Source organism: Pseudomonas sp. TH31 (assembly GCF_016650815.1).
Taxonomy (GTDB): Bacteria; Pseudomonadota; Gammaproteobacteria; order Pseudomonadales; family Pseudomonadaceae; genus Aquipseudomonas.
This window is the reverse complement of sequence record NZ_JAEKEZ010000033.1, coordinates 498,702-517,509: the sequence shown is the minus strand read 5'-3', so window position 1 is coordinate 517,509 and position 18,808 is coordinate 498,702. Positions and strand designations below refer to the sequence as shown.

At 59.4% G+C, this 18,808-nt stretch carries 12 protein-coding genes and 3 pseudogenes; 14 read left to right on the top strand and 1 reads right to left on the bottom strand.

Annotated elements, in window-relative coordinates:
- Positions 1–268: 268 nt before the first annotated feature.
- From pmrG to JFV26_RS28055, 6 genes and pseudogenes are all read left to right on the top strand, one after another.
- A complete protein-coding gene (gene pmrG, locus JFV26_RS28080; protein WP_201196889.1) occupies positions 269–937 on the top strand; it encodes a lipopolysaccharide core heptose(II)-phosphate phosphatase PmrG in 669 nt (222 codons plus the stop codon).
- Positions 938–1,257: 320 nt separating this feature from the next.
- Entirely contained in the window at positions 1,258–2,982 is a 1,725-nt protein-coding gene (gene arnT / locus JFV26_RS28075; protein WP_201196886.1) for a lipid IV(A) 4-amino-4-deoxy-L-arabinosyltransferase, read from the top strand.
- A 181-nt stretch (positions 2,983–3,163) separates the two neighbouring features.
- Positions 3,164–4,689: pseudogene (locus JFV26_RS28070) on the top strand (ArnT family glycosyltransferase).
- Positions 4,690–4,990: 301 nt separating this feature from the next.
- Positions 4,991–6,006, top strand: a pseudogene (locus JFV26_RS28065) (iron ABC transporter substrate-binding protein).
- Positions 6,007–6,009: 3 nt separating this feature from the next.
- Positions 6,010–7,606: pseudogene (locus JFV26_RS28060) on the top strand (ABC transporter permease).
- Positions 7,603–8,655, top strand: coding sequence for an ABC transporter ATP-binding protein (locus tag JFV26_RS28055; RefSeq protein WP_201196884.1), 1,053 nt, complete (start codon positions 7,603–7,605; stop codon positions 8,653–8,655). The pseudogene JFV26_RS28060 and the gene JFV26_RS28055 overlap by 4 nt, the downstream one beginning before the upstream one ends.
- A gap of 6 nt (positions 8,656–8,661) precedes the next feature.
- On the opposite strand, the gene JFV26_RS28050 is transcribed toward JFV26_RS28055, so the two are convergent.
- A complete protein-coding gene (locus tag JFV26_RS28050; RefSeq protein ID WP_201196882.1) occupies positions 8,662–9,600 on the bottom strand; it encodes a site-specific integrase in 939 nt (312 codons plus the stop codon).
- A gap of 386 nt (positions 9,601–9,986) precedes the next feature.
- Here JFV26_RS28050 and arnB point away from each other — a divergent pair, with 386 nt between their 5' ends.
- From arnB to JFV26_RS28010, 8 genes are read left to right on the top strand one after another with little or no spacing between them, the layout of a single operon-like run.
- Positions 9,987–11,135 (top strand): UDP-4-amino-4-deoxy-L-arabinose aminotransferase, encoded by a 1,149-nt coding sequence (arnB, locus tag JFV26_RS28045; RefSeq protein ID WP_201196880.1) that lies wholly within the window; start codon positions 9,987–9,989, stop codon positions 11,133–11,135.
- Complete coding sequence (gene arnC, locus JFV26_RS28040) at positions 11,132–12,151, top strand: undecaprenyl-phosphate 4-deoxy-4-formamido-L-arabinose transferase (protein WP_201196878.1); 1,020 nt, start codon at positions 11,132–11,134, stop codon at positions 12,149–12,151. The genes arnB and arnC overlap by 4 nt, the downstream gene beginning before the upstream one ends.
- The gene (gene arnA, locus JFV26_RS28035; protein ID WP_201196876.1) at positions 12,148–14,139 is read left to right on the top strand and encodes a bifunctional UDP-4-amino-4-deoxy-L-arabinose formyltransferase/UDP-glucuronic acid oxidase ArnA; all 1,992 of its coding nucleotides are present in this window, start codon (positions 12,148–12,150) and stop codon (positions 14,137–14,139) included. Before arnC ends, arnA begins: the two co-directional genes overlap by 4 nt.
- Positions 14,139–15,023 (top strand): 4-deoxy-4-formamido-L-arabinose-phosphoundecaprenol deformylase, encoded by an 885-nt coding sequence (arnD, locus tag JFV26_RS28030; RefSeq protein ID WP_201196875.1) that lies wholly within the window; start codon positions 14,139–14,141, stop codon positions 15,021–15,023. Before arnA ends, arnD begins: the two co-directional genes overlap by 1 nt.
- Complete coding sequence (arnT, locus tag JFV26_RS28025) at positions 15,020–16,669, top strand: lipid IV(A) 4-amino-4-deoxy-L-arabinosyltransferase (RefSeq protein WP_201196873.1); 1,650 nt, start codon at positions 15,020–15,022, stop codon at positions 16,667–16,669. The genes arnD and arnT (JFV26_RS28025) overlap by 4 nt, the downstream gene beginning before the upstream one ends.
- Positions 16,666–17,010 carry a 4-amino-4-deoxy-L-arabinose-phosphoundecaprenol flippase subunit ArnE gene (gene arnE, locus JFV26_RS28020; RefSeq protein WP_201196871.1) on the top strand — a complete coding sequence of 115 codons (345 nt, stop codon included), beginning with the start codon at positions 16,666–16,668 and terminating at the stop codon, positions 17,008–17,010. The genes arnT (JFV26_RS28025) and arnE overlap by 4 nt, the downstream gene beginning before the upstream one ends.
- Complete coding sequence (gene arnF / locus JFV26_RS28015) at positions 17,007–17,420, top strand: 4-amino-4-deoxy-L-arabinose-phosphoundecaprenol flippase subunit ArnF (protein ID WP_201196869.1); 414 nt, start codon at positions 17,007–17,009, stop codon at positions 17,418–17,420. Before arnE ends, arnF begins: the two co-directional genes overlap by 4 nt.
- Positions 17,417–18,790, top strand: coding sequence for a UDP-glucose dehydrogenase family protein (locus JFV26_RS28010; RefSeq protein ID WP_201196867.1), 1,374 nt, complete (start codon positions 17,417–17,419; stop codon positions 18,788–18,790). Before arnF ends, JFV26_RS28010 begins: the two co-directional genes overlap by 4 nt.
- The last annotated feature ends 18 nt before the right edge of the window (positions 18,791–18,808 follow it).

Here is an 18,808-nt window from a genome sequence, read left to right as displayed (position 1 = left end):
TACCCCGTGTCATAACTCGTCAATCGACTAGGCTCCTGTCACTGAAACTAAAGGGAGAGAGTTTCTTGAATAACAATGAATTTCCGCAAATTTTTCACATCCGTTTCACCGCGCTCATACGCCCCGCCCCTTAGTGTGTTGCTCATCGTTAGAAGTACGACTGGGCAACTTAAAATTTCGTCGAAACTTTCCCGGCCAAGGCTGCGTTGCGTGCAGTTTCCGGGTTATGCAAAGGGGCAAGACCGTGGTCGAATCAGTGACATCCGCTATGCCGTCCCGTCGATGGCTGCCATCGCGACTCACCAAAATCATCGGTGTGTCAGCCTTGTTGACAGTGGCCGTCCTGGTGACCGGCTTCATGTTGTGGCATCGATCCCCGACAGATCTTGGCAGTGCAGGCGCCAAGGTCCAGGCCGAACTGATCAAGCACTGGCAAGCCGGTGACGTGGTGGCGCTGGTTCGCCACGCCGAGCGTTGCGACCGTTCCAGCAATCCGTGCCTGGGCCCGGCCGATGGGATTACCCAGTTCGGTAGCCAGGCTTCCGCAGCGGTAGGCCAAGGCTTTGTGAGCCTGGGCATGGCACAAACCGATGTCTTCGTCAGCCCGGTGACCCGCACCGAGCAATCGGCGCACGCCATGTTTGGTAAAGCAGCGGTGACTCAGGAATGGCTGGCCAGTTGCGGCAGTACCCTGCGTAACGATGTCGTCGCGCACAAGATCCCCCATCGCAACTCGGTACTGGTCACACACAGCGGTTGCATCGGTGATTTTGAAAAGCAGACCGGTTTCAAGCACGCCGCCGCGAGCGAATACAGCAGCTCCTTGTTTGTCAGCATTGACGCCAACGGGCAACTTAAGGTGTTGGGCATACTGAATGACGGTGATTGGCATTCGCTGTTACGCGAAAAAAGCGCTGAAGTAACCAACGCGCAGTGAATCACTTGTTAGATGCCAAGCGTAATACAAGGTCAAAATAATCAAAGGTAATGAGTAGCGAACTAATTAGTTCGCTACTCATTGGCATGTCGATGCAAGAAAGTTTGTCTTTTACCTGAATAACTGGACATTGGCGGATTCCAAGCTTGAATTCCTTCAGGAACTGTTCAGCCGGGAAGGTTGATAGTTCTCTGGATTCAGGGAAACACGCACATTCAGCTGCCGATATGCCTGCATTCACTCAACCAGCGTTGTGCCTGCGCAGGATTGCGCCGGGCGCCTCACTGAACCAAGCAACGTCCCTGCGTTAAGGTCGATTCATGACGTCCCATAACAATCTGTTGCAACACCCTGCGGCGCATGCGTCCCGCCGCCCTGCGCCAGAACCGACAGCCGCCGAACGCTGGATCGTTCCCGGCTTGCTACTGGCCTTCGTGGTGTTCTATTTAGTGCCACTGGTCACCCACGGTCTGTGGATCCCCGACGAAACCCGCTACGGCCAGATCAGCCAGGAAATGCTCTTGAGCGGCAATTGGGTGTCCCCACACTTCATGGGCATCCGCTATTTCGAAAAACCCATTGCCGGCTACTGGATGATCGCCATCGGCCAGGCCGTATTCGGCGATAACCTGTTTGGTGTGCGAATCGCCTCGGCGTTGAGCACCGGGCTGAGCATCTGGCTGGCTTATCTGATCGCCCGCCGCCTGTGGAACGACCCGCGTAAAAGTGGCGCCTGTGCGTTGCTCTACATGAGTTTTGGGTTGATCGCCGGGCAAGCCGGTTATGCGAATCTCGATCCGCAGTTCACGCTCTGGGTCAATCTGAGCCTGGTGGCGCTGTGGTTTGCCATCGATAGCCCGTCTTCCAAAGCACGAATCGGTGCGTGGGCCATATTGGGCGCCGCGTGCGGCATGGGCTTCATGACCAAGGGATTCCTCGCCTGGCTGTTGCCGGTGTTGATCGCCCTGCCCTACATGCTGTGGCAGCGACGCTTGGGCGAATTGTTGCGCTACGGGCCGATAGCGGTTGTCGTAGCGGCCGTGGTCTGCTTGCCGTGGGTGCTTGCCATTCACTATCGGGAACCGGACTTCTGGCGGTTTTTCTTCTGGCACGAACACATTCGCCGGTTCGCCGCCGAAGATGCACAACATACCCGTCCGTGGTGGTTCTATCTGCCAATGCTGGTGGTATCGAGCCTGCCGTGGGCCGCGTTGCTGCCATCGACCTTTATCCAGGCCTGGAAGAACAAGCGCCAACCGGCGATCGGTTTCCTGCTGCTGTGGATGCTGTTGCCGCTGGCGTTTTTCAGCCTGAGCAAGGGCAAGTTGCCGACCTACATCATGCCGTGCCTGCTGCCGCTGGCGTTGCTGATGGGGCATACCGTGGTGGGTCTGATTGAACAGGCGAAAGGCCGGGCCCTGCGTATTAACGGTGTACTCAATGTGGTGCTGGCCAGCGCTGCGCTGATCGGCTTGGTTTACGTACAAGCGACCCGGGAAATCTTCGAAAACACGGAGATGTTCAGCCTGTCCCTTGGCTACATCGTGCTGGCCGGCTGGATCATCGCCAACGCAGTGCAAGTCTCGCGGCCATTGACGCTCTGGGCGGCGCCGGCGCTGGGGATCTTTCTGCTGGTGGCGCTGCTGCCGGCCGCGATGCCCGGCAAGATCGTCAACAGCAAGATGCCTGACCAGTTTATCGCCGAACACCTGGATGCCTTGGGTCCGACGAGCTCATTACTCAGTAACGACCTGGGCGCGGCGTCGGCGTTGTCCTGGCGGTTGAAGCGTCCGCAAGTCGATCTGTTCAACACTATCGGTGAGCTGAAATATGGTCTCGACGACCCAACCATGGCTTCGCGCAAAGTCACCATGGATAACGTCGGCCAATGGATGACCGAAGCGCGCAAGAAAGGCTCGGTCGGGGTGGTGATGCGGGTCAACAGTGTTCAGGAAGTTCAGGAAGTCGCCTTGTTGCCCGTGGACGGCAAACGCTACCAGCGCGGCAACCTGGAGATTCTGATCTTCCCGCAGACGCAGCCCTGAGTTGTAACGACGGGCACTTAACCTGAAGGGGCAAGCTTGCCTGTGGCGAGGGCGCTTGCTCGAGCTCGAGGGCGCAGCGCTCGCAAGATGTTGGGGGTCGCTACGCCGCCCGGCGCGAGCAAGCTCGCTCGCCACACATGCAGTGCTAGCCACTACTTAAAGTTCTACAGGGAAACCCTCAATGAAGTTTTGGGCAAGTGACAGGGGCGCGCTGTGGCTCCTGCTGGGCGCGACTGCGCTGATGTTGTTGTTGGGTTTGGGCACACGGGAATTGTGGGGCGCGGAAACCCGCTGGGCCAACATCGCCCTGCAGATGCTCCAGAGCGGTGACTACTTCGACCCTTATCTCAAGGGCGGTCCGTATTACGATAAACCGCTGCCGTCCTATTGGCTGATCACCGCCACGGCGTGGCTGACCGGTGGCCTGGGTCACTGGTCGCTGCGTCTGTCGTCGGTGATATCGGCGTGGCTGAGCGTCTGGCTGGTGTACCTGATCGGCGAGCAATTGTTTCGCAAAGGCACCGGCCTGATTGCCGGCTGGATGCTGGCGACGACTTTCTACTTCATATTCTGGGCACGGGTTGCCACGGCCGACATCCTGACCGTGTGCGGGGTGCTCGCGGCGGTCTGGTGGTACTGGCGCGGCCCGGACGACACTAGGCTCGGCCGCTACCTGGTGTTTTTCCTGCTGCTGTCGCTGACCTCGCTGTTCAAAGGCCTGATCGGCTTCATTCTGCCGGGCTTGCTGCTATTGCCTCATCTGTTGCAGGAAGGTCGCTGGAAACGCCACCTCAACCTGCGGCTGTGCCTGGCCCTGGTAATTGCCGGCGCGTTCTACATGACGCCGTTCATCCTGTCCCACGTCTACGGTGCGCCGACCTATGGTGAAAGCGGACTGGGCCTGGTGCTACGGGAAAACGTCGTGCGGTTTTTCCAGCCGTTCGACAATATCGGCCCGATTTACACCTATCTGATTTACCTGCCGGTCTACACACTGCCCTGGGCGCCGTGCTGGATCATCGGGTTGTGGGTCGCCGTACGTCACTGGCGCAACGTCGAACCCAATACCCGGTGGCTGATCTGGGGGCTGGGCCTGTTGATGCTGTTTTTCACCGCCAGCGGTAGTCGCCGCAGCTATTACGTGTTGCCACTGGTGCCATTCGCCCAACTGCTGGGCGCATGGTGGATGACCAAGCGAATGGCAGAACGCAATGCGGCGGGTCGGTTTGGCAGTCGCAGGATGAAGATCGGCGTTGGCGCGGCCACGGTGCTGTTGCTTGCGGTGCTCGGCGTGCTCTATCCGTGGACCAACGGCGGTGGCGGCGTGGTCACGTTCGGTGAGACGGTCAAGCTCGAGGCCAGCAAGCGTGCGCCGTTGAACGAGTGGCGCATGGTCATGATCGAAGTCGATAACAAAGTGCCGATGTACTTGCAAACCGGTGGTACACCGTTCTATTACGTGCAGGAAAATCAGGACTTCCCCGCACTGGCGACAGCGCTGCGTTGATGAGCTGGCTGGAAACCACCAGCGGCCAGCATTTTGACCCGCAGCGCACCATCATTGTGGCGCAATACCGCAATGGCGGCGCCCTGCCCCTGAACTACCTGAGTGCCGACCATCAGGTCATCACCACCACGCCCACCAACGGTGAGCGGATGTTCCATGGTCGTGAAGACCAGAGTGTGGCGTTTATTCCACAGTCATAAGCGGCACCGGTGATTTTTTGTGGGAGCGAGCCTGCTCGCGAAGGCGTCGTGTCAATCAACGTAGATGTTGAATGACATGTCCTCTTCGCGAGCGGGCTCGCTCCCACAGTCTGTTCAAGGCACCTTTCCCTTCCTGCCGATCACACGGATTAACGTTTTTTTCACGTTTTTTTCTCATTCCCGGTTTTACATTCGCCGCGCCTCAAACATGCAAATGATTCCTATTGTTCTAGAGTTAATGAGAATCGCTCTTCAAGCATTGCGCATGTATAAATCAAAAAAAATCAGGAGTTGGCTCAGCATGACTACCCGTATCCCCTCTTTTCTTAAAAAAGCACTGCTGACCACTGCATTGCTCAGCGCTGGGCACGTCTACGCCGCCACCGAGGCTGACGGCATCGTGGTCTACAACGCGCAGCACGAAAGCCTGACCAAATCCTGGATCGAAGGCTTCACCAAGGAGACCGGGATCAAGGTCACCGTGCGTAACGGCGACGACACCGAAATGGGTAACCAGATCGTCCAGGAAGGCGCGGCTTCCCCGGCAGACGTATTCCTGACCGAGAACTCCCCGGCCATGGTGCTGGTCGAGAATGCCGGGCTGTTTGCTCCGGTTGCGCCAGCCACTCTCGAACAAATCGGCTCACCTTACCGTCCGGCCCACGGCAAATGGGTCGGGATTGCTGCGCGCTCCACGGTGTTTGTCTACAACCCGGCCAAGATGACTGAAGCAGATCTGCCCAAATCGCTGATGGACCTCGCCTCGCCGAGCTGGAAAGGTCGTTGGGCTGCATCGCCAAGTGGTGCCGACTTCCAGGCGATCGTCGCTGCCGTGCTTGAACTCAAGGGTGAAGCCGCAACGCTTGACTGGCTCAAAGCGATGAAAACCAACGCCACCGCTTACCGTGGCAATAGCGCAGTGCTCAAAGCGGTGAATGCCGGGCAGATCGACAGCGGCGTGATCTACCACTATTACCGCTTCGTCGATCAGGCCAAGACCGGCGAAAACAGTCAAAACACCGCCCTGCACTACTTCAAACACAAAGACCCGGGGCGTTTGTCAGCATCTCCGGTGGCGGTGTTCTGGCTTCCAGCAAACACAAGGAGCAAGCCCAGGCCTTCCTGAAGTGGATCACTGGCAAGGACGGCCAGGCGATTCTGAAAAACGGCAATTCGTTTGAATACGCCGTGGGCCAGAACGCTGAATCGAACCCGAAGCTGACGCCACTTTCGCAACTTGACGCACCGGCCGTCGATGCCTCCAGGCTCGACAGCAAAAAAGCGGTGGAACTCATGACCCAGGCCGGACTGCTCTAATTGATCCCTGAAACACTGCCGTCGGGTATCGCTTCGGCGATACCCGCAAACTCATTGAGACGCTCCCGCGGCCTCTTCATTGGCCGCGGTGGCGCGTGGGTCACTGGTTTATCGGTACTGGTGTCGCTGTTGTCGCTGCTGCCGATTATTTTCGTGATGGGCGTGTCCTGGCAAACCGGCTGGGCCGCCATCGAGACGTTGGTATTTCGGCCGCGGGTAGCCGAATTGCTGATCAACACCGTGATGCTGGTAGTGATCACCCTGCCCTTGTGTGTTGTATTGGGCGTTGCGCTGGCGTGGCTGACCGAACGCACCAACCTGCCAGGACGGCGTTGGTGGTCGCTGCTGGCCACTGCGCCACTGGCCGTGCCGGCGTTTGTTCACAGTTACGCTTGGGTCAGCCTGGTGCCATCGATTCACGGGTTGCCGGCCGGCGTGCTGGTGTCGGTGATCGCTTACTTCCCGTTTCTTTATCTGCCGGTTGCCGCGACCTTGCGCCGGCTAGATCCGGCCATTGAAGACGTCGCCGAATCCCTCGGCCTCAAGCCCTGGGCCGTGTTTTTCCGGGTGGTGTTTCCGCAATTGCGCCTGGCCATCTGCGGCGGTGCGTTACTGGTGGGCCTGCACCTGCTGGCTGAATACGGCCTGTACGCGATGATTCGCTTCGATACCTTCACGACCGCGATTTTCGATCAGTTCAAATCCACCTTCAACGGCCCTGCTGCGAACATGCTGGCCGGGGTTCTGGCGCTGTGTTGCCTGGCCATGCTGACCGCCGAATCGGCTGCGCGCGGCAGTGCCCGCTACGCCAGGGTTGGCTCGGGCAGTGCGCGGGATCAGCGGATTGTGCGCCTGGATGCCAACACAACGTTGCTCGCCCTCTCGCTTCAAGTCCTGACCTGTACTCTGGCGCTGGGCGTTCCATTGATCACCCTGGGCAAATGGCTGATCGCCGGGGGCAGTGAAGTCTGGCAGGCGGCTGATTTGCTGCCGGCCCTGCAACAGACCCTGTTGCTCGGTGTTGCTGGCGCGGCCCTGACCACCTGTGCGGCCATCCCGATTGCCTGGTTGTCGATTCGCTCGCCGGGCCGTCTGCAACGAGTATTGGAAAGCTGCAACTACATCACCAGTTCGTTGCCCGGCATTGTGGTTGCCCTGGCCTTGGTGACGGTGACAATTCACTTCGCCCGGCCGATCTACCAGACCACCATCACCGTGCTGCTGGCTTATCTGCTGATGTTTCTGCCCGGGCACTGGTGAGTTTGCGTGCCGGCATCGCTCAGGCCCCGGTGGAACTGGAAAACATGGCCCGCAGCCTCGGCCGATCCCGGGCCGGGCGCTTTGGCTGATCACCTTGCGCCTCGCGGCTCCAGGTGCTGCTGCCGGCGCTGCGCTGGTGTTCCTGGCGATCACCAACGAGTTGACCGCCACCCTGCTGCTGGCACCGAACGGCACTCGCACCCTGGCCACCGGTTTCTGGGCCATGACCAGTGAAATCGACTACGCGGCGGCAGCGCCCTACGCGTTGATCATGATCCTGCTGTCACTGCCGCTGACCGGACTTCTTTATCACCAATCCAAACGCACGGCTGGCCGATGAACGCCCTCGAACTGAACTCGATCCACAAATCCTTTGGCACTCAACGCGCCTTGGAAAACATCAGCCTGTCGGTGCCGACCGGCAGTCGAACGGTGATCGTCGGGCCGTCTGGCTCAGGCAAAACCACCTTGCTGCGGATGATTGCCGGTTTCGAATTCCCGGACTCGGGCAGCCTCTCGCTCAACGGCCAGATACTGGTCGACGGCACGCATTCGGTTCCGGCGCACCAGCGCTTGATCGGTTACGTGCCCCAGGACGGCGCCTTGTTCCCGCACATGAGCGTCGCCGCCAACATCGGTTTTGGCCTGGCGGACAAGGGTCCGGCCCGGCAGGATCGCATCGCCGAACTGATGGACAGCGTCGCCCTGGATTCGAACATGGCCAAGCGTTGGCCCCACGAACTGTCCGGCGGTCAGCAACAACGGGTTGCCCTGGCCAGGGCGTTGGCCCAGCAGCCACGACTGATGCTGCTGGATGAGCCATTCTCGGCACTCGACACCGGGTTGCGTGCGGCCATGCGCAAAATGGTCGCGCGGCTGCTGGCTGATGCCGGTGTGACCACTATTCTGGTCACCCACGATCAAAGCGAAGCGTTGTCGTTCGCCGATCAGTTGGCGGTGATGCGTCAGGGCCGACTGGTGCAATCAGGCCATCCGATGGATTTGTACCGCTACCCCGACGACGAACAAACCGCGCTGTTTCTCGGCGATGCGGTGGTCATGCCAGCCCGGATTGAAGCTGGTTGGGCCCATTGCGACCTCGGTCGCATCCCGGTCAACAACCCGGACAAAAAAGGCTCGGCGCAGATCATGCTCCGGCCCGAGCAATTGCAGATCGATAGCTCGCCAGTCGATTCCCACGGCTGTCCCGGTGTAGTCACCGATCGCGACTTCGGTGGCAACACCTGCACCTTGACGGTGGAGTTGCTGCCCGGTGAATCCGAGCCGGGCCGATCATTACTGGTACGCAGCTCCGGCATGCACGCCCCTCCGGCCGGCGCCGCGGTTCGTGTCACTACGCTTGGTCATGCCCATGTGCTCAGCGACTGACAGCAGTCACAGATCGAAACGGTCCACCGCCCGGCGGCGCTCATTGTCATCGCGCACGTCATAGTTGGCAGTGGTCTGGATGTTGCTGTGGTGGGCCAGCTTCTGGGCAATCGACAGGTCGTGTTCTTCGATCACACGAGTGATGAACGAGCGTCGGAAATCGTGAGGCATGATCTTCACCCCGACCTGGGCGCCGCGCTGCCTGGCGATGTAATAGATCGCATGCTTGGTGATGCGCTCGCGGGTAATGTGGCTGCCGCGCCGGATGCGGTTGAACAGGAATGGATCGTCCTCCAGCCCTTCCCCCAGTTGCGAACGGCGTAACTCCAGCCACGCGTCCAGTTTGGCGAACGCCCAGGCCGGCGCATATTTGATCAACTGTTTGTTGCCCTTGGCGGTGACCCGCAGGCTGCGCTCAGTGAAATCCACCTGGTTCAGATCCAGGTTCACCGACTCCGACTTGCGCATCCCCGAACCGTAAAGCACCGCAATGATCGCCGCGTCTCGCAGACCTTGTGGCCGCGGATCAGCGGCACAGACTTCCATCAATTCTTTAATCAACGAACGCTTGAGGTTACGCCCCTGGGCCAGCCGCGTGCCAGCGATGCCTTTGACCGAGCGCATTTTCAGCAAGTGTTCCTGGCTGATCAGGCTCATGCGCCAGGCTTCGTTCATAACCCCGCGCACTGCGTTCACATACAGCGAAGACGTATTGGGTGCGTAACCATCCGCGCGCAAAGCGGCCACTAACGCGACGACGTCCTCAGGCTGGAGTTCGTGCCAGGGAATTTCCTCTATGTTCATGTCTTCGAAGCCCAGTCGATCCGCCGCGTCCTGCAAAACATACCGCATGGTTAGTTGACTGGACGGCGCAAGACGGGTCAGATAAAGGCTCAGCGGGCTGGCTTTGGCAGCCCTGGAGTCGGTAGCGGGTAAGTCAATCAAACGAAAAAACCCTGAATGAAAACGGTTCAACACAACAACTAATGAGTTCGACTACTTGCTGTAAGGAGCAACACTCCCGGAGCAAGCGGTGGATACGGCGCGATAAACGGTAGAAGTCTGAACTTTGGCTGTCTGAACTTCAGAAAAATGATTCGCCGACCGGTTTTTCATGTCCCTTTCACATTTTCACGCTTAATCTGAGTGGATCGGATAGCCATCGATTCTCAATTCCAACCTGACGAGCAAGGAGCCAAAAGTCAACCCACGCAATTTGTCACATTTCCGCGGTAACTAATTGATGCAGCTTTTGTTTTAGCGTCTACGCTTTGAGTGGATCCAAACTTTCACAGCTGAAATTCCGTTGACGCTTCAGACCCGAGGTCCCCATGAGTCAGGCTTTTCTCCCCTTCTCTCGCCCCAGTATCGGTGATGAAGAAATTGCGGCCGTCGAGCAAGTATTACGCTCCGGCTGGATCACAACCGGGCCAAAAAACCAGGCGCTGGAAGAACACTTCGCCAACTACGTCGGTTGCAAGCATGCGGTGGCATTGTCGTCCGCTACCGGCGGCATGCACATCACCTTGCTGGCCTTGGGTATCGGACCTGGGGATGAAGTCATTACCCCGTCCCAGACGTGGGTGTCCACCGCCAACATGATCTGCCTGTTGGGGGCCACGCCGGTTTTTGTCGATGTCGATCGCGACACCCTGATGACCGATCTGCAAAGCATTGAAGCGGCGATCACGCCCCGTACCAAGGCGATCATCCCGGTGCATTACGCCGGCGCAGCGTTCGATCTCGATCCGCTTTACGCCTTGGCCGACAAACACGGGATTGCCGTCATCGAAGACGCCGCCCACGCCGCTGGCACTTTTTACAAAGGTCGTCACGTCGGCTCCCAAGGCACGGCGATCTTCTCGTTCCACGCGATCAAGAACATGACCTGCGCCGAAGGCGCGATGTTCGTCACCGACGATGAAGCCCTGGCCGCTCGTGTGCGTATGCTCAAGTTCCATGGTCTGGGCGTTGATGCCTACGATCGACTGACCGGCGGGCGCAAGCCGCAGGCTCAGGTTATCGAGCCTGGCTTCAAGTACAACCTGGCCGACATCAATGCCGCCATAGCCCTGGTACAACTGGAGCGACTGGACGAAATCAACGCCAAGCGTACGCAACTGGCCCAGACCTACCTGCAGCGCCTGGAAGGCCTGCCGGTGCAGCCGCTGACCATTCCGACGTATCCGCAGCAGCACGCCTGGCACCTGTTCATCCTGCGCATCGACGCCGAACGTTGCGGCCTCGACCGCGAAGCGTTCATGAAGGCTTTGCAGGAGCAAAACATCGGCACCGGCATTCACTTTATTGCCACGCACCTGCACACCTATTATCGTCAGCGTTTCCCGGACATCTATCTGCCCAATACCGAATGGAACTCGGCGCGGCTGTGTTCGATTCCGTTGTTCCCCGACATGACCACCGACGACGTTGATCGCGTTGTTGGCGCCATTGAAAACATTATGGACAGAAGCCTTTGAGACCTTATCCAATCAACTGCGTGTCGATCGTTATTCCGGTCTACAACGAAGAAGAAAGCCTGCCCGAATTGTTGCGTCGCACCGAAGCGGCCTGCGCGCAACTGAACCACGAGTACGAAATCGTGCTGGTGGACGACGGCAGTCGCGACAATTCGGCGCAACTGCTCGAAGATGCTGCCAATCGTCAAGGCAGCCACGTTGTGGCGGTCATTCTCAACCGCAACTACGGCCAGCACGCGGCGATCATGGCCGGTTTCGAACAGTGCAAGGGCGATGTGGTCATCACTCTCGACGCTGACCTGCAGAACCCGCCCGAAGAAATCCCGCGACTGGTGGCCCAGGCCGAACTCGGTTATGACGTAGTCGCCACCGTGCGCAACAACCGTCAGGACTCGGCCTTGCGCCGCTGGCCATCGAAGTTGATCAACCTGGCCGTGCAACGCTCCACCGGCGTGGCCATGAGCGACTACGGCTGCATGCTGCGTGCTTACCGCCGCACCATCGTCGACGCAATGCTCGCCTGCCGCGAGCGCAGCACGTTCATTCCGATCCTGGCCAACAGCTTTGCCCGGCACACCACGGAAATCCTGGTGACCCACGCCGAACGTGAACACGGCGAATCCAAGTACAGCCCGATGCGTCTGGTCAACTTGATGTTCGACCTGATCACCTGCATGACCACCACCCCGCTGCGTCTGCTCAGCATCGTCGGCTTCGGCATGGCCGCCCTTGGCGTGCTGTTTGCCATTGCGCTGGTCGTCCTGCGCCTGGCCTTCGGTGCCGGCTGGGCTGGCGGCGGTACGTTCGTGCTGTTCGCCGTGCTGTTCGTCTTTACCGGCGGTCAATTTATCGGCATGGGCCTTCTGGGTGAATACCTGGGCCGCATGTACAGCGATGTCCGGGCGCGTCCACGGTTCTTCATCGAGAAGGTCCTGCGTAACGAACCCGCCTCCCCTGCTCCCGTTGTTACCGTTGACGGTCTCACTTCCACTTCTTCAGATCAGGTTCACTCATGAGCGCAAAAGCTGTTGTCTTCGCCTACCACGATATCGGCTGTGCCGGCATTGAAGCCCTGCTAAACGCAGGTTTTGAAATCGGCGCGGTATTCACTCACGCCGATGATCCGAAGGAAAACGCCTTCTACGGTTCCGTTGCGCAACTGTGCGCTCGTAAAGGCATCCCGGTTCACGCACCGGAAGACGTAAACCACCCGTTGTGGATCGAGCGCATCGCCAAGCTCAACCCTGAGTACATTTTCTCCTTCTACTACCGCAACCTGCTGAGCGAGCCACTGCTGGCCACCGCCAGCAAAGGTGCGTTCAACCTGCACGGCTCGTTGCTGCCAACCTACCGCGGTCGCGCACCGGCCAACTGGGTGCTGGTCAACGGCGAAACCGAAACCGGCGTGACCCTGCACCGCATGGTCAAACGTGCCGATGCCGGCGCAATCATCGCTCAGCACAAGATCGCCATCGACCGTGCCGATACCGCCCTGAGCCTGCATGGCAAACTGCGCGAAGCCGCCGCTTCCCTGCTACGTGACACCCTGCCGGCCCTGCTGCAAGGCAAAGTCACCGAAACTGCCCAGGACGAATCCAAAGCTACCGTGTTTGGTCGCCGCACCCCGGCCGACGGCAAACTGGTCTGGAAAAAACCGGCTGAAGAACTGTTCAACCTGGTTCGCGCCGTCACTCAGCCATACCCGGGCGCATTCTGCGCAGTGGGCGAGCACAAACTGATTGTCTGGAGCGCTGAAGTCGCCAAGGGCAACGAAGGTCAGGCACCTGGTCGTGTAATCAGCGTTGATCCACTGCGTATCGCTTGCGGTGAAGACTCGCTGGTCATCACTTCCGGTCAGCGTAACGATAACGGCCTGTACCTCAGCGGTCCGCAACTGGCTGCCGAGCTGGGCCTGGTAGACGGGTCCGTATTGCGCGGCGCCGAATCCGGCCGTGCTCCACGTCGTACCCGTGTACTGATCCTCGGCGTCAACGGTTTCATCGGTAACCACTTGTCCGAGCGCCTGCTGCGTGACGACAAATACGACGTCTACGGCCTGGACATCGGTTCCGACGCCATCGAGCGCCTGCGCAGCCACCCGAACTTCCACTTCGTGGAAGGCGATATCAGCATTCACTCCGAGTGGATCGAATATCACATCAAGAAGTGCGACGTGGTCCTGCCGCTGGTAGCCATCGCAACGCCAATCGAATACACCCGCAACCCGCTGCGCGTATTCGAACTGGACTTCGAAGAGAACCTGAAACTGGTTCGCTACTGCGTCAAGTACAACAAGCGCGTGATCTTCCCGTCGACCTCCGAAGTCTATGGCATGTGCCAGGACAAGAACTTCGACGAAGACACCTCTAACCTGATCGTTGGCCCGATCAACAAGCAGCGCTGGATCTACTCGGTCTCCAAGCAACTGCTGGACCGCGTAATCTGGGCTTACGGCGCCAAGGGCCTGAACTTCACCCTGTTCCGCCCATTCAACTGGATGGGTCCACGTCTGGACCGTCTGGATTCGGCCCGTATCGGCAGCTCCCGTGCCATCACCCAACTGATCCTGAACCTGGTGGAAGGTACGCCGATCCGCCTGTTCGATGGTGGCGAGCAGAAGCGCTGCTTCACTGACATCGCTGACGGCATCGAAGCCCTGGCACGCATCGTCGACAACGAAAACGACGCGTGCAACGGTCAGATCATCAACATCGGCAACCCGGAAAACGAAGCCAGCATCCGTCAATTGGGCGAAGAGCTGCTGCGTCAGTTCGAAGCGCATCCACTGCGTGCCAACTTCCCTCCGTTCGCCGGTTTCCGCGACGTGGAAAGCAAGGCGTTCTACGGTGCCGGTTACCAGGACGTGGAGCATCGCAAGCCAAGCATTGCCAACGCCAAGCGCCTGCTGGACTGGGAACCTACCGTTGAAATGAGCAAAACCATCGGCAACACGCTGGACTTCTTCCTGCGTGAAGCCATGCTCGAAATCGCGGACAAGCGCTAATGCAGGCAGGCCTTCGAATCGATGTCGACACCTACCGAGGCACCCGAGAAGGGGTGCCCCGGTTGCTGGAAATCCTCGATGAGGCCCAGGTCAAGGCGACGTTTTTCTTCAGCGTCGGGCCGGACAACATGGGGCGCCACTTGTGGCGCCTCATCCGCCCGCAATTCCTCTGGAAGATGCTGCGTTCCAACGCCGCGGGCCTGTATGGCTGGGATATTTTGCTGGCCGGCACTGCCTGGCCAGGAAAACCCATCGGTCGCGATCTCGGGCACCTGATGCGTCAGGCCCGGGACGCAGGTCACGAAGTCGGCTTGCACGCCTGGGATCACCATGGCTGGCAGGCCAACGCCGGGCGCTGGAGCGATACGCAATTGATCGAGCAGATTCGCCGGGGCGTTGATTGCCTCAGCGATATCCTCGGGCAAAAAGTCGACTGCTCGGCTTCTGCCGGTTGGCGGGCGGACGAGCGTGTGATCGAAGCCAAGCAAGCTTTCGGCTTTCGCTATAACAGCGACTGCCGGGGCCAGAGCCTGTTCCAGCCGATATTGGCCGATGGCCGCCTCGGTGCGCCACAAATCCCGGTGGACCTGCCTACCTTTGACGAGGTGGTCGGTCCGACCGTGGTTGCCAAAGATTTCAACGCGTTCATCCTGGACCGCTTTACCCCCGAAAAACTGAACGTCTACACGATCCATGCCGAGGTAGAAGGGATTCTGATGGCCAACGATTTTCGTCAGCTGCTGGCCGATGCTCGCCAGCGTGACATCCATTTTCAACCCTTGGGCGACCTGTTGCCCGAGTCACTCGCTACCCTGCCGGCCGGCCGCGTAGTTCGCGGCGCCCTTGAAGGCCGTGAAGGCTGGCTGGGAGTGCAAGGCGCATGAGTAAACGCTGGGCATTACCTGTGTTGCTGGTCGTTATGCTGCTTGCCTATCTGTTGCCGTTGGGTACCCACGGTTTATGGATTCCCGACGAAACCCGCTACGCCCAGATCAGCCAGGACATGCTCCTGAGCGGTAACTGGGTGTCGCCGCATTTCATGGGCTTGCGTTATTTCGAGAAACCGGTGGCTGGCTACTGGATGATTGCCATCGGCCAGTCATTGTTTGGCCACAATCTGTTCGGTGTACGTTTCGCCTCGGCCCTGACCACCGGGCTGAGTGTATTGCTGTGCTATCTGATCGCCCGACGCCTGTGGAACGACCCGCGCAAAAGTTTTGCCTGCGCTTTGCTCTACATGAGTTTCACCGTCATCGCCGGCCAGGCCGGTTATGCCAACCTCGATCCTCAATTCACCTTTTGGGTCAACGCAAGCCTGGTTGCCCTGTGGTTTGCGCTGGACAGCAAGAGCCGCGGTCAGCGCCTGTTGGGCTGGGCCGCGCTGGGACTGGCCTGCGGCATGGGGTTCATGACCAAGGGCTTTTTGGCCTGGCTGCTGCCGGTGCTGATCGCCTTGCCGTGGATGATTTGGCAAAAACGCTGGCGTGAACTGCTGGTCTACGGCCCCGTTGCGGTGGTCGTGGCCATCGCAATCAGCCTGCCCTGGGCCCTGGCCGTGCACGCTCAGGAGCCCGACTTCTGGCGGTTCTTCTTCTGGCACGAACACATTCGGCGTTTCGCCGGCGAAGACGCCCAGCATGACGCACCATGGTGGTATTACCTGCCGCTGCTGGTGGCGTTCAGCCTGCCTTGGGCGGTGTTGCTGCCAACGGCGCTGAAACAAGCCTGGCAGACCCGTCGCCAGGCCAGCATCGGTTTCCTGCTGTTGTGGCTGGTAATGCCGCTGATTTTCTTCAGCCTGAGCAAGGGCAAACTGCCGGCCTATATCCTGCCCTGCCTGCTGCCACTGGCCCTGTTGCTGGGCAACGCGCTGGCGGACCGTTTGAAACTTGAACAAGGTCGGGCGCTGGGCATCAACGGTTTGCTGAACCTGGTGATGGGCGTCGTCGTTTTGCTCGCACTGGTCTACCTGCAACTGAAAAAGCCGTTGTACGAACTTGAGCTGCACCACCTGATTCTGGTGTTTATCGCGCTGATCGGCTGGATCATGGCCAACCTGCTGCAAGCTTTCCGGCCCCTGCAATGCTGGGCAGCACCGGCGTTTGGCAGTCTGATTCTGATCGGGCTGATACCCGCAGGACTGCCCAACTCGGTGGTCTCCAACAAGATGCCTGACCAGTTCATCCTCGAACACGTCCAGGAACTGGGTGGCACCAGCCAACTGCTGAGCAATGATCTGGGCGCGGCGGCGGCACTGTCCTGGCGCCTGCAACGTCCGCAAGTGGCGCTGTACAACACCGTCGGCGAACTTAAATACGGCCTGGACTTTCCCGACACCGGCAATCGGCGGATCACCACCGATCAGGTGCAACAGTGGATGCAAGAGGCTCGCAAGACCGGTTCGGTCGGCGTGGTCATGCGGGTCAAGGGTGACGACGAACTGCAGGAACTGGAATTGCTGCCTAAAGATGGCAAGCGCTATGAGCAAGGCAATCTGGTGATTCTGATCATCCCTCAGGATGCGTCATGAGCCTGATTCTGTTGCTGACCGCGTGCCTGCTGACCTGCCTGGGCCAAGTGGCCCAGAAGTACGCCGTAGAAAGCTGGCGCGGTAAAACGTCCGGTTTGGGCGAGAAACTGCGCTCGCCGTGGCTGTGGCTGGCGTTGTTCTCCCTTGGTTTTGGCCTTCTGGTCTGGCTGCTGGTGTTGCAGCGCCTGGAAGTCGGTGTCGCCTATCCGATGCTCAGCCTCAATTTCGTACTCATTACCCTGGTCGCCCGCTTCGTCTTTCACGAAACCATCGACCGTCGCCATTGGATGGGTGTCGCACTGGTGATCGGCGGTGTGGTTTTGCTGGGGCAACAAACATGAACCTGCGCCGTGGAATCACCTTTGCCCTGGGCAGCGTCTTGCTGGTCAGTGCCGCGCAGCTAAGCATGCGCTGGAGCATGAGTCGTCTGCCGCACCCCGATCAATGGCTGACAGCGCTGGGCGATGGCAGCGTCGATCTGGCCGCCGTCGGCGTGGTACTGGCAGCGATCCTTGCCTATGCATTGTCGATGCTCTGCTGGCTGCTCGCCCTGCGGGACTTGCCGCTTGGGCGAGCCTACTCGCTACTCAGCATCAGCTATGCCCTGGTGTACCTGCTGGCTGCCAGCCTGCCGGCGTTCAACGAACATTTCAGTCTTGCAAAAAGCCTCGGGGTGGCCCTTGTCATCCTCGGGGTCATCACCATCAACTCTCGACCTGCTCGCGCACCTGTTCTTAGGAATGCCCCATGAAAATCAGTGTATTTGGTAGTGGTTACGTTGGCCTCGTTCAGGCTGCCGTTCTGGCCGAAGTCGGCCACGATGTGATCTGCATGGACATCGATGCCAAAAAGGTCGAATTACTCAAGCAAGGCCACGTCAGCATTTTTGAACCGGGGCTGGCCAGTCTGGTCAAGGAGAGCCTGGAGGCCAAGCGCCTGCAGTTCACCACCGATGAGAAGCTTGCCGTGCAGCATGGCGAAGTGTTGTTCATCGCCGTCGGTACGCCGTCCAGTGAAGACGGTTCGGCAGACCTGAGCTACGTATTGTCAGTCGGTGATGCGGTAGCCCGTCACCGCGTCCAGCCAGTGATCCTGGTGGAGAAATCCACCGTGCCGGTCGGCACCGGCGACACCCTGCGCGCACATATCCTGGGCAAACTGGACGGCCGCGAACTGGAGTTCGATATCGTCTCCAACCCGGAATTCCTCAAGGAAGGTACTGCCGTTGCCGACTGCCGCCGTCCGGACCGCATCATCGTCGGCTGCGAGCGTGACGAAGTACGTGAAGTGATGCGCGAGCTCTACGCGCCATTCAACCGCAACCACGACCGCATCATGTTCATGGACCTGCGCAGCGCCGAGCTGACCAAGTACGCGGCCAACTGCATGTTGGCCACCAAGATCAGCTTCATCAACCAGATCGCCGAACTGGCCGAACACTTGGGTTGCGACATCGAATCCGTGCGTCTGGGCATCGGCGCCGATCAGCGCATCGGCTATCACTTCATCTATCCAGGCTGCGGTTACGGCGGCTCTTGCTTCCCCAAAGACATGCGCGCACTGATTCACAGCGCCGAGGAAGCGAACTGCTCCAGCGACTTGCTGCAAGCGGTGGAAGCCATCAACGAGCGCCAGAAACACAAGCTGTTCGAGCGCGTCAATGCGTTCTACAAGGGCGACCTGGCCGGCAAGACCTTCGCCTTGTGGGGCCTGGCGTTCAAGCCGAACACCGATGACATGCGTGACGCACCTAGCCGTGTTCTGATGGAATCTTTGTGGGCGGCGGGCGCCAACGTACGCGCGTTCGACCCGGAAGCGATGCAGGAAACCCAGCATTTGTATCCGCACGAATCGAAGCTGGCGCTCATGGGCACCCCGGAATCGGTACTGACCGGTGCCGATGCACTGATCATCTGCACCGAGTGGCAGCAATTCAAGGCACCGGATTTCGACCTGATCCGTGAACGTCTGGCAGCCCCGGTGATTTTCGATGGCCGCAACCTGTATGACGCCGAGCGCCTGGCGCGCAGCGGCTTCCTGTACTTCCCGATGGGCCGCGGCGAGTCTCGCAAACTGCCGATTCCTCATCAGCAATGGCCTTCCGCACCTGTGGTTGCCTGACGGTGGTGGTTCAACCAA